At 33.7% G+C, this 12,531-nt stretch carries 8 protein-coding genes and 1 rRNA gene; 8 read left to right on the forward strand and 1 reads right to left on the reverse strand.

Features of this window, described 5'->3' with window-relative positions; translation table 11 throughout:
* The first annotated feature begins 4 nt into the window (after positions 1-4).
* Positions 5-1,639, forward strand: coding sequence for an alkaline phosphatase PafA (gene pafA, locus Q4Q35_RS03025; RefSeq protein ID WP_303276447.1), 1,635 nt, complete (start codon positions 5-7; stop codon positions 1,637-1,639).
* 58 nt (positions 1,640-1,697) lie between these two features.
* Here pafA and Q4Q35_RS03030 read toward each other — a convergent pair whose 3' ends face one another.
* A complete protein-coding gene (locus Q4Q35_RS03030; protein WP_303276448.1) occupies positions 1,698-2,435 on the reverse strand; it encodes an NUDIX hydrolase in 738 nt (245 codons plus the stop codon).
* A 379-nt stretch (positions 2,436-2,814) separates the two neighbouring features.
* Here Q4Q35_RS03030 and Q4Q35_RS03035 point away from each other — a divergent pair, with 379 nt between their 5' ends.
* The 7 genes from Q4Q35_RS03035 to Q4Q35_RS03065 all read left to right on the forward strand — a co-directional run.
* Complete coding sequence (locus tag Q4Q35_RS03035) at positions 2,815-4,530, forward strand: purine-cytosine permease family protein (RefSeq protein ID WP_303276449.1); 1,716 nt, start codon at positions 2,815-2,817, stop codon at positions 4,528-4,530.
* Positions 4,530-6,023 (forward strand): mannitol dehydrogenase family protein, encoded by a 1,494-nt coding sequence (locus Q4Q35_RS03040; RefSeq protein ID WP_303276450.1) that lies wholly within the window; start codon positions 4,530-4,532, stop codon positions 6,021-6,023. Before Q4Q35_RS03035 ends, Q4Q35_RS03040 begins: the two co-directional genes overlap by 1 nt.
* A gap of 116 nt (positions 6,024-6,139) precedes the next feature.
* Positions 6,140-7,606: an alpha-L-fucosidase gene (locus tag Q4Q35_RS03045; RefSeq protein WP_303276451.1), complete on the forward strand. Its 1,467-nt coding sequence runs from the start codon at positions 6,140-6,142 to the stop codon at positions 7,604-7,606.
* Positions 7,607-7,678: 72 nt separating this feature from the next.
* Positions 7,679-9,112, forward strand: coding sequence for an alpha-L-fucosidase (locus Q4Q35_RS03050; protein ID WP_303276452.1), 1,434 nt, complete (start codon positions 7,679-7,681; stop codon positions 9,110-9,112).
* Positions 9,113-9,206: 94 nt separating this feature from the next.
* Entirely contained in the window at positions 9,207-10,652 is a 1,446-nt protein-coding gene (locus Q4Q35_RS03055; RefSeq protein WP_303276453.1) for an alpha-L-fucosidase, read from the forward strand.
* Between the two features lie 66 nt (positions 10,653-10,718).
* Positions 10,719-11,606 carry a carbohydrate kinase family protein gene (locus Q4Q35_RS03060; protein WP_303276454.1) on the forward strand — a complete coding sequence of 296 codons (888 nt, stop codon included), beginning with the start codon at positions 10,719-10,721 and terminating at the stop codon, positions 11,604-11,606.
* Between the two features lie 803 nt (positions 11,607-12,409).
* Positions 12,410-12,531 (forward strand): 16S ribosomal RNA (locus tag Q4Q35_RS03065); the annotation flags it as partial.

Genomic DNA, 12,531 nt, shown 5'->3' on the forward strand with positions numbered 1-12,531 from the left:
CCGAATGAGATTATTTTTTATACTATGTTTTCTTAGTCTTAATGTTTTGTATGCCCAACAGGAAAAGAAACCAAAATTAGTAGTGGGCATTGTTATAGACCAAATGCGAGCAGAATACTTATACCGTTTTCAAGATAATTATTCAGAAGAAGGCTTTAAAAGACTATTAAAAGAAGGATTTAATGTAAAAAACACACACTACAATTATATACCAACCGCTACAGGGCCTGGACACGCTTCCATTTATACAGGAACAACACCAGAAAATCATGGTATTGTAAATAATGATTGGTATGATCGTGCGTTAAAAAAAATGACCTATTGTGCAGTTGATACAACAGTAACATTGGTAGATTCCGATAAAAAGCAAACACATAATTTTACAATAGGAAATAGATCACCAAGAAATTTAAAAACAACAACCATTACAGATGAGCTAAAATTATTTAGCAACGGCAGATCTAAAATTATAGGTATATCATTAAAAGATAGAGGCGCTATTTTTCCAGCAGGTCATTTGGCAGATGCAGCATATTGGTATAATATTGAAAACGGAAATTTTGTATCAAGTACATACTATACAAAGCAACTTCCAGAATGGCTCATAGCATTTAATAACAAACATAAAGCAGATTCTTTATTAAATCTTACATGGAACACTTTTTTGCCCATAGATAAATACATAAAAAGTGGAGTAGATAATGCAACTTTTGAAAAGGTTTATGAAGGAAGAGAAATACCTGTCTTACCATATAACTTAAAAAAACTTAGAAAAGATAATGGTAACTTTAAGCTACTTGCAGAAGTACCTTATGGAAATACATTAATAACTCAATTAGCTGCAGAGGCTATTAAAAAAGAAAATTTAGGACAAGGAAAAGAAACCGATTTTTTAACGATAAGTTATTCTGCTACAGATTACTTAGGGCATTATTTTGGAATTAGATCCAAAGAAGTAGAAGACACCTATGTTAGAATGGATCGCGAAATAGCTTTGCTTTTAAAAACATTAGATAAAGAAGTGGGTACTAACAATTATACTTTGTTTTTAACAGCAGACCATGGAGCAAGTGATAACCCCCATTTTTTAAAACAATCTAGATTACCTGGTGAATTTTATTCTCCAAAGAAGATAAAAGAAGAGCTGAACACCTATTTGTCCAGAGAATTTGGAGAATCAGACTATATTGCTTTTATCGATAAAACTCAGGTCTATTTTAATAAAATGACAACCCCTAAAGAATTAATAATTAAAAAAGCGGCCTCTTTTTTAAAAACAATAAAAGGAGTTAAAGCCGTTTTTACACCAAATGTACCAGAGAGCAGTTTGTATAAAAACAACATACAAAACGTAATTAATAACAGTTTTTATTTAGAAAATTCTGGAGATATTTTAATGCACTTTCATTCCGGTTGGATGGTAGAAAGACCATATGGAACAACACACGGTACTATGTATACAAGCGATACCCATGTGCCGTTATTATGGTACGGGCATAACATTCCAAAAGGAGAAACTGTAAAAAAATATGTGATTACACAAATTGCACCAACACTTTCCATGTTGTTAAATATACCATTGCCAAATACAAGTAATAGTAGCCCAATTGAAGAGTTGTTTAAAACAATAAAAAAATAACCAATCAGATTTGGCTTTAGAGACCAAGCGTATTAAATATCTTTCTAGTTGAGGTTTTTTATATGTTTATCAAATAACTTTTCTCGTCAGCCTTTTTATAAATATCCATGCTGAAAGTATAAAGCTGTGCAGGTTTTTTCGAAACACCTACCTGTTTTTCATTTAAAGCAATGATGTATTTTTTTTTAATTACTTTTCTTCTAAAATTTCTATTATCAATCTCAATACCTAATACCGCTTCATATAAATTTTGTAATTCGTTAATCGTAAACTTGTTAGGTAGTAATTTAAAAACTAAAGGCTCATGTAAAGATTTTAATTTCAAGTCTTCATGAGCTTCAGCAATTATTTGCTCATGGTCAAAGCCTAATTCCGGAAGGTTTAGAATAGGGAACCATTGCGGATTATATTTTCTGTTTTCTAAATTCACATCATTGGTAGAAATAAGAAAATAATAAGCGACAGTAAGAGTTCGTAAATTAAAATTTTCACTATCTGCCCAAATAATATCTTTAGGGTTCATAAGTCTATTAGGGCTTCCATAGGTCTTAAATTGCTTTTTATACAAATGATCCAGACCCGTTAATTCTTTCATAACTCTAGAAGCAGATTGATCTAAAGTCTCATTCTCAAACATGTGGTATCCTGTTAATTTAAAGTCATCAATGATTAGCTCATTACTGTCCTTAGATTTTAATTTTCGTTCTATAAGTAAAACATTTAAAGATTTTGAGCGAATATTAAATCCAAAGACGACGCAGTCTACAGAAATATTTGGAATTATTTTAGGATTCATAAGGGCAAATATAAAATTATAAAGAGCGATTATAAAAAACTTGATTATTTTTTTTAAAATGATATTGTTTTCATTAAAAATAATTTATATTTGAATTATAAACGTTATTTAGACGTTTAATAAAAACACCCTAAACTAATAAAGAACTAAGACCAATTTTAATGAATAATACCTTCTTATACGGTTTTTAAAAAATAGATTTTCATTGGCGAGATTATAAAAAATATCAAATAGCCATTCATTATGAAAACTAAAAAGATGAGAACAGTTTTAAAATAATTAATCCACTGTTGAGCATCATATATCATTTAGATAATAAATCCAATTTAGATTTAGCAAATCTTAAAAGCACTAACGAATCATAAAAGAAGAATAAACTATGGATATTGAAAAAGCACCGCAAGTTTTCGAAGACCTGAATGAAGAACAATTGCCAATCGCTAAGCATAAATTACACAAGTGGACTCATTTTTTAGGACTATATGCAGGTGAACATGTAGCAGCAACCGAATTTGTTATTGGTGCCACTTTTGTAGCACTAGGAGCAAAAACCATGGATATTCTCTTGGGGTTACTAATAGGTAATATATTAGCCATATTAAGTTGGTCATTAATAACGACTCCTATTGCGGTTGAGACTCGTATGAGTCTTTACACTTATTTAAACAAAATTGCTGGCGATAAAATGACCAAGCTCTATAATTGGGCGAACGTTATTATTTTTACAGTCATATCAGCAGCAATGATAACCGTATCGTCAACGGCGGTACGTTTTGCTTTCGATATTCCTGCCCAATTAAATTGGTATCCTACCAATTTATGGTTTGTATTAGTAGTTCTTATTGTTGGTATTGTAGTGGTTTTCGTTGCTATTTTTGGTTTTAATGCAGTTTCTAAATTTTCAGGAATCTGTGCGCCTTGGTTGTTTGTTATGTTTACTAGTGGAGCATTGGTACTCATGCCAGCCTTATCTTTAGAAGTAATAGGCAAGAGCATGTTAGGAGGCTGGGAAGATTTTATGGCTATCGGCAACCAATCTATTTGGACAGGTACTAATAGTAACGGAGAATCTGGCATAGGTCTATTAGAAGTTATTGGTTTTGCTTGGGCAGCCAATACCATAACCCATTTTGGATTGATTGACATGGCATTGTTTCGCTATGCAAAAAAGAAAACTTACGGATGGACAACCAGCTCAGGTATGTTGTTCGGACATTATATTGCATGGATAGCCGCAGGAATTATGGGAGCAGGTACCGCAGTACTCGTTGGGAAATCCATTGTAGCTTTAGATCCGGGAGATGTAGCTTATTACGCCTTGGGATGGTCTGGGTTTGTAATTGTAATCGTTGCAGGTTGGACCACAGCGAACGCTAATCTCTATCGCGCTGGTTTAGCAGCACAAGCTATATTTACACAATATTCAAGAAAAACAACCACATTGGTGGTAGGTTTGGTTACGGTAATCGTTGCCTGTTTTCCTTTTGTATTCACACAAATACTTCCACTATTAACTTACGCAGGATTATTGGTAGTTCCAGTAGGAGCCATTGTTTTTGCTGAACACCAGATTTTTCCAAGAATCGGATTAACCCGTTACTGGTCGTCGTATCGTCAACTCACCACTAGCACACCAGCAATTACCTCATGGGGTCTTGGCTTAATCTTTGGATTTGGATTAGACTTTTTAAATGTCATGTCATTTTATTATTTGTTCATCCCTACTTGGATCTTTACAATTTTAATTTACACCCTTTTAGCATCAAAATTCGGAGCGAAGGATAAATACCCTGAAGAAGAAAAGCAAGAAGAAATTCGTAACCAAAACATTGAAAAATATCAAGAGCAACAGGCAGAAACCGAACCAATTTTAATAAAAGACAATTCAATATTTACAAAACTCCTTCAAGGGATTGCCATACTGGTATTAGGAATTACTTTGGTTTTGGCAGGTATAACAATGTTCGCTAGCCCTGATGAAATAGTATATACATCAAATAGAGAGACATTTTATCAATATGCCTTTATATGCACTATCGTTTATTTTATAACAGCCTATTGGGCAATGCAAAGAAGAAATAAAAAACAAGAATAATGGATAAACCTATTCCACTAAATCAAGAAAACCTCTCGCAGATTGCAGAAGTAGTTTCTTGTCCAACCTATGATAGAAGTAAAGTTAATGCAGGAATTGTACATGTAGGTATTGGAGGTTTTCATAGAGCACATCAGGCTTATTATACCAACGAACTTCTTGAAAAAGGCGGACACCATAATTGGGGTATCTGTGGAATTGCATTATTGCCTTTTGATGATAAAATATATCAAGTATTAAAAAATCAAGATGGATTGTATACTGTCATGATTAAAGAATTGGATGGTAGTTTATCCATAAAAGTTATCGGATCTATTGTCGAATACCTGTTCGCTCCTAACAATCCTTTAATAGTGATAGAGAAAATGGCTGATCCAAACACCAGAATTATCAGTCTTACCATCACAGAAGGAGGTTATAACTACGACGAAGCTACAGGAGAATTCATTTTTGAGAATCCTAACATACAGCATGATTTAACACATCCCGATGCACCCAAAACTATTTTTGGATATCTGGCTCAAGCCTTTAAGCTAAGAAAAGAAAGAGGCACACAGGGTTGTACAATTCAGTCTTGCGATAATATTCAAGGGAATGGACATGTTACCAAGAAGATGGTATTAAGCTATATAAAAAAGGCAGAACCAGATTTGGTAGCATGGGTAAATTCTAATATAGCATTTCCCAACAGCATGGTAGATCGTATTACGCCAGTAACAACAAAAGATGATATTGAATTATTAAAAGATAAAACAGGCATTCAAGACGATTGGCCTGTAGTTTGCGAACCTTTTCTGCAATGGGTTATAGAAGATGATTTCAGCTCAGGAAGACCAGCATGGGAGGAAGTAGGTGCGCAGTTTGTAAGCGATGTAGCACCCTATGAGCGTATGAAATTGAGCTTACTAAATGCCGGACATTCAGTGCTAGGTATACTAGGAGCATTAGTAGGTTACAATACAATAGACGAAGTAGTCAATGATTTAGATATTAAAACATTCTTGATTACTTTTATGGATAAAGAAGTTACCCCATCACTTGGTGAATTAAAGGGTATAGACCTTAAAAGTTACAAAGCATCTTTAATCGAACGATTCGGCAACCAAAATATTAAAGATCAAGTCACTCGCATTTGCTCAGAAAGTTCTGCGAAAATCCCCAAGTTTCTATTGCCTACAGTTAAATATCAGCTTTCAAATGAGGGCGAATTTAGCTATTCAGCATTAGTAATAGCAGCATGGGCGATATATAATAAAGGGCTAAATGAAAATGGAGATTTGTTAGAAATCTCAGACGCTATGAAGGATGAATTAAAGCAAAAAGCATTAATGTCAATAAACAATCCAAAGTTATTTCTAGAACTAGAGTCTGTTTTTGGTGTATTGAAAGAATCAAGTCAATTTGTGGAAGCTTATGAAAGAGCCTATAATAAAATCGTAAAGTATGGTATAAAAAAGTGTGTTAAAGATATAAATAGCAGTCTTAAAAAATAATTTAGAAAACAAAAACTAATCGTGATGAAAAAAAAGCAATAGTTGTGAAAGCCCTTTTCTATGTGTTCATTAATTATTACCAGTAATTTGGAAGCGTATAATTTAATACCATTGATATGAAAAACTTTAGTTTAGTCATCATTTATTTATTGGTTATAACACCAGTATTTTCTCAGTACAAGGAATTTAAAACCCCTCAAATAAATTCTGAAGAATGGCAGATAATGAACCAGTCAAAACAGGATACTAAAGAATGGTTTAAAGATGCTAAGTATGGCATGTTTATTCATTGGGGACTTTACTCCAACCCAGGAGGGATTTGGAAAGGAGAAAAAATTCACACTATGCGACCACCTCATATAGCAGAGTGGATTATGTATGCTGCTAAAATACCAAGAGCAGAATATGAGCAATTAGCAAAACAATTTAATCCAACAAAATTTGATGCTGAAGAAATTGCGAAACTAGCAAAAGACGCGGGGATGAAATATATTGTTATTACCTCCAAGCATCATGATGGATTTGCCCTATTTGATTCAAAAGTGAGCGAATACGACATTATGGATGCCTCCCCATTTAAAAGAGACATTATAAAAGAGTTACATGCAGCATGTAAAAAGTACGGATTAGAGTTTGGACTCTATTATTCGCATAATATAGATTGGCACGATGCATCAGATAACCAATCTGAATTGAGTGCCAAACTGAATCCAAACATTTCAGAACACGCAAAAACTTTTGGGTCTAACACTTGGGATCCAAGTCCTAATAGCTATGAAGATTATCTAAAAGACAAAGCGCTTCCGCAAGTAAAAGAGATAATGACTCAATATTCAGATTTAAAATTACTTTGGTATGATATGCCTTGGAGAATGAATGCAGAGCAATGTTATGACTTTTATAAAGTAGTATATGATATTCAACCACAGGTTTTAGTTAATGAACGTATAGGGCAAGGTTTTGGAGACTATTTAATACCTAGCGATAACGAAATTCCATTAGCCTATGGAGATGAGCAAAAACCTTGGGAAACCGTAGGGACTTTTAATAATTCATGGGGTTACAATTCCTATGATAATGATTGGAAATCGCCCATAGAAGTACTTTATTGGTTAGCAGAAGTTGTTTCAAGAGGAGGGAATTATATGCTCAACATTGGCCCGACAGGAGAAGGTGAGGTGCCAATAGAAAGTGTAAAGAATTTAAGAGAGATTGGTAAATGGTTATCAGTAAACGGAGAAGCTATCTATGGGACTAGGAGGTGGAAAATTATTCGTGAAGGAACAACCAGTTTACATTATAAAGATACAGAAGACAGGGCAGAAAAAGGATTTCAAAATAATTTTACTAAAGAAGATTTTTGGTTTACTCAAAAAGATAATAATGTTTATGCCATTTCTTTAGCTAAACCCGAATCAGAAATAGTTATAAAATCGTTAGAACCTTCAGTAGGAACCGTTAAAAATGTAGAGGTTTTAGGAGTAGGGAAGGTTAAATATAAACAGGAAAAAGATGGTTTAATTGTCAAAATACCAAAAGATTTCCTGTCAGAAAACGGTTTTGTAGTGAAATTAGAATTATAAAAAATAGTACAAAAAAATGTGCTAAAGATATCATTAGTAATAGTTAGAATAATTTAGAAAATAAAATTAATCATGATGAAAAAAATAATAGTTGCCAAAGCCCTTATTCCTATTCTTGTTTGTGTTTTCTTATTATCATGTAAGGAAAATAAAAAGGAAGAAACAATTCAAGTTGAAAGTGTAAATTATTTAGAAGAATCTAAAGAAGATTTTAATAAAAGGATGACCTGGTGGCGAGAAGCAAAGTTTGGTATGTTTATTCACTGGGGCCCTTATGCAGTTCCAGCAGGTATATACAAAGGAGCTGAGGTTGATCATATAGGTGAGTGGATTATGGACACTGCTGAGATTCCTATTAGTGAGTACGAAGAATTTGCAAGACAATTCAATCCTGTAGATTTTGATGCAGATAATTGGGTTAGTATAATGAAAAAAGCAGGAATGAAGTATGTTGTGATTACATCCAAACACCATGACGGGTTTTCTTTAGGAGACTCAAAAGTATCAGAATATGATATGGTGGATTATACCCCGTATGGAAAAGATATTTTAAAACAATTATCTGAAGCCTGTAAAAAACAAGGAGTTAAGTTTGGTGTATACCATTCCATTATGGATTGGCATCACCCACAAGCACAAGCAATTAATGAACCCAAGTATAATGTTTGGAGAAAGGACAGCACAAAGGCTAATCCTAAATTTCCAATATACTACGAAGAGTATTTAAAGCCTCAGTTAAAAGAATTAATAACAAACTACGACCCAGAAATTCTTTGGTTTGATGGCGAATGGATTCCAGCATTCACACATGAGCAAGGTCAGGCCTTATATCAATATGTTCGATCTTTAAAACCAGATATTATCATTAATAATCGTGTAGATAAAGGACGTCAAGGTATGCAAGGCATGAGTAAAGATGATCTAAACTATGCAGGAGATTTTGGAACACCAGAGCAAGAGATTTTAGAAGGCACTTCCACATTAGATTGGGAATCCTGTATGACTATGAATGACACCTGGGGATACAAGAAAAATGACGAAAATTGGAAATCTGTAAAAACATTGATTCATAATTTGATTGATGTAGCAGCCAAAGGAGGTAACTACCTTCTTAATGTAGGTCCAACCGCCGAAGGGCTTATTCCTGCACCAAGTGTTGAACGATTAGAACATATAGGTGAATGGCTTAGCGTAAACCACGAAGCAATATTTAGTACAGAAAGATTAGCAAAAAACTATAAACAAGGAGAAACAATAAAATACACCAAAAAGAAAGGAGAATCCGTTTATTTTGCAATTTCTATAGAAAAACCTGAAGATGAAATAATATTTAATTATGTGCAACCAAATGCCGATTCAGAAGTTAAGCTTTTAGGCTCAAATGTGCCCTTGAAATGGCAATTTGTAGAAGGCAAAGGATTAACTGTTGAGGTGCCTAAAGCTGTATTAGAAGAAGTTGGAGAAACCGAGGCTTGGACTTTTATGATTGAAGGAAAAGAATTATAGCATGATCCATTTGCACAGTAAAATACTAACAATATTGTACCTGAATTATTTGAATTTAGAAACAATAAAACTAGCGGTATAAAAAATAATCAAGATGAAAAACAAATCAATAATAGTAAAAGCCTTTATTCCTGTTCTTATTTGTGTTTCCTTACTATCATGCAAGGAAAATAAAAAGGAAGAAATAACCCAAGTTGAAGATGTAAATTATTTAGAAGAGTCTAAAGAAGATTTTAACCAACGAATGGCCTGGTGGCGAGAAGCAAAGTTTGGTATGTTTATTCATTGGGGGCCTTATTCTGTAGCAGGAGGAGAATATAAAGGAGAAACTATTGCAGGTTGGGTAGGCGCAGAATGGATTATGAACGATGGAGAAATTCCTATTAAGGAATATGAGAAATTTTCAAAACAATTTAATCCCACTAATTTTGATGCCGATGCCTATGCCAAATTGATGAAAGATACAGGCATGAAATATGTGGTAATCACATCCAAACATCATGATGGATTCGGATTATGGGACTCTAAGGTCTCAGACTATGATATTGTTGACTTTTCACCCTACGGAAAGGATATTTTAAAACAACTGTCAGAAGCTTGTAAAAAATATGGAATCAAATTTGGCCTCTATCACTCTATTATGGATTGGCACCATCCACAAGCACAAGCTATTAATGAGCCAAATTATAATGCGGGAGAAAAAGATAGTACGCTATACAATCCAGAATTCCCAAAATACTATGAAGGTTATTTAAAAGTACAGTTAAAAGAACTGATAGATAATTATGACCCCGAAATTCTTTGGTTTGATGGCGAATGGATTCCGGAATACGACCACGAAAATGCCTTAGACCTTTATCAATACGTACGGTCGTTAAAACCAACTATTATAATAAACAATCGTATAGATGTAGGTAGGCAAGGTTTAATGGGAATGAACAAAGAAGGAGAAGATTTTGTAGGTGATTTTGGAACTCCAGAAAAAGAAGTTTTAGCAGGCACATCTACTTTCGACTGGGAAGCTTGCATGACAATAAATGATACTTGGGGGTACCGTAAATCAGACCACGATTGGAAATCAGCAAAAACATTAACCCATAACCTTATTGATGCCGCGGCAAAAGGAGGAAATTATCTTTTGAATATTGGTCCTATGGGAGATGGCACCATTCCTCAACCCAGTTTAGATCGCTTAGACAAAATTGGGAAATGGGTAAAAGTTAATAGTGAAGCAATTTTTAATACAGAAAAATTACTTGGAAATTACCAACAAGGAGAATCTATAAAATACACCAAAAAGAAAGGGCAATCTGTCTATTATGGAATATCCTTAGTACAGCCAAAAGAGACAATAACTTTTAATTCTTTATTGCCCGATCCCAACTCAAAAATTATGCTTTTGGGGTATGATGAACCTTTAGAATGGGAATTCACAGAAGGCAAAGGGGTAACAATAAAAGTACCCAATACAGTTTTAGACCAAGTAGGAAAAACAGAAGCTTGGACATTTAAGATTCAAGGTAAAGAAATAGAAAACTAATCTTTTTATTATAGTAACTATATAATTATAGTTGTAATTTCTAAAATACGTTTTAAAAAAAGGAGTATGAATAAAATGGTATGTTTTGGAGAAGTCCTTTGGGATGTTTTTCCAACTCACGATAAAATAGGAGGAGCTCCATTAAATGTTGCTATACGATTGAAATCTTTAGGTAATAACGTTTCAGTTATTAGCAGAGTAGGAACCGACGAAAAAGGAAATAAAATTCTTGACTTATTTAAAGAGAAAGATGTAAATATAGAAGGCGTTCAGATAGACCAACAATATAAAACAGGAAAGGTAAAAGTGATGCTAAATGAAAAAGGTTCGGCATCTTACGATATTATGTATCCAAGAGCATGGGATAAAATAGAACTTACAGAAGCTGCCAAGTCTATAACAAAACAGTCCGACACTTTTATTTTTGGAAGTTTGGTAGCTAGAGACAATATTTCTAGAAATACACTTTTCGAACTTTTAAAATTAGCTCACTATAAAATTTTTGATGTTAATTTAAGACCACCATACTATACGATGGAAGTTCTTAAAAAATTAATGAACCAAGCAGATTTTATAAAATTCAATGACGATGAGATTTTTGAAATTGCAGAAGAGCTAAATTCAAATCAAAAATCATTAGAGCAAACCATTCTTTTTATAGCAAAAGAAACAAATACAAAAACTATTTGCGTTACAAAAGGAAGGCACGGAGCTATTCTATATTATAATGAAACATTTTATCATAATAGTGGGTACAAAATTCAAGTAGTAGATACAGTAGGTGCTGGCGATTCGTTTTTAGCATCAATAGTTAACCAGTTGTCAAAAAATATCCATCCGCAAGAAGCCTTAAACTTTGCTTGTGCGGTTGGAGCTATAGTTGCAAGTAGTGAAGGAGCAAATCCAATAATAAAGACAGAAGTAATAAATAATATGATGTCTTCTACTTTATAGTATATATATGTGCGTTCCCCGAAAAGGGTCGGGCTTTCGTCAGTCGCTTTTTTATGTTGCATATGTGCAACAACATAAAAAGAGCTTCAACAAATGCCTCAATCCCTAACGCGGGGATGTTCGTATAAGTCATTTTATTGACCAAAGATTCATGCTACGATTAAAGGTTTCTAATTAATAAAGTATAAAATGATATAAAAAGTCATGACCCATCTTTGGAAACATTACCGATTTGTGATTATCTATACGCATATAAGCGCACAATATTCGTCGCACAATTTATCATCTTAGAGCGATTGCGCACCAAAACCGGCAGCTATCCTCTCACAATTTCCCCCACAAATACCAAAAACGCCAAAAATGTTTAAAAAATAAAGAGTTATAAATATCAGAAAACAAGGCATTTAAAAAGGGAAAAGAAAAAGAATAAAAAAAAGATTAAAAAAGGTATTGCGCAATACAAAAAGGGTCGTATGTTTGCAGCCGCTAAAAAAGACAATGTCTAAGTAGCGGAGTTCATTGACAAGCACGATATAAATAAAGCGAAAAGGGCGATAAAAAACTTTTTTCAAAAAAAGATTTAAAAAGTATTGTGTGAGTTAAAAAAGGGTTTTATATTTGCACCCGCTTAGCAAGGAAACAAGTTAAGAAAAGAAATAAAAGTTCATAAACATATTGAATTGACAGCGTAAGAAAGTTATCGGAAACGATAACGATCGACAAACGAGAATAGACCATTTTGAGTACTAGAAATTCCAAATTTAGTTGTTGATAAAACAAGTCTAACAAGACTTAAAAAATTAACGATGAAGAGTTTGATCCTGGCTCAGGATGAACGCTAGCGGCAGGCCTAACACATGCAAGTCGAGGGGTAACGGGGTAGCTTGCTACCGCCGACGACCGGCGCACGGGTGCGTAACGCGTA

The sequence above is a fragment of the Flavivirga aquimarina genome, assembly GCF_030540835.1.
Taxonomy (GTDB): domain Bacteria; phylum Bacteroidota; class Bacteroidia; order Flavobacteriales; family Flavobacteriaceae; genus Flavivirga; species Flavivirga aquimarina.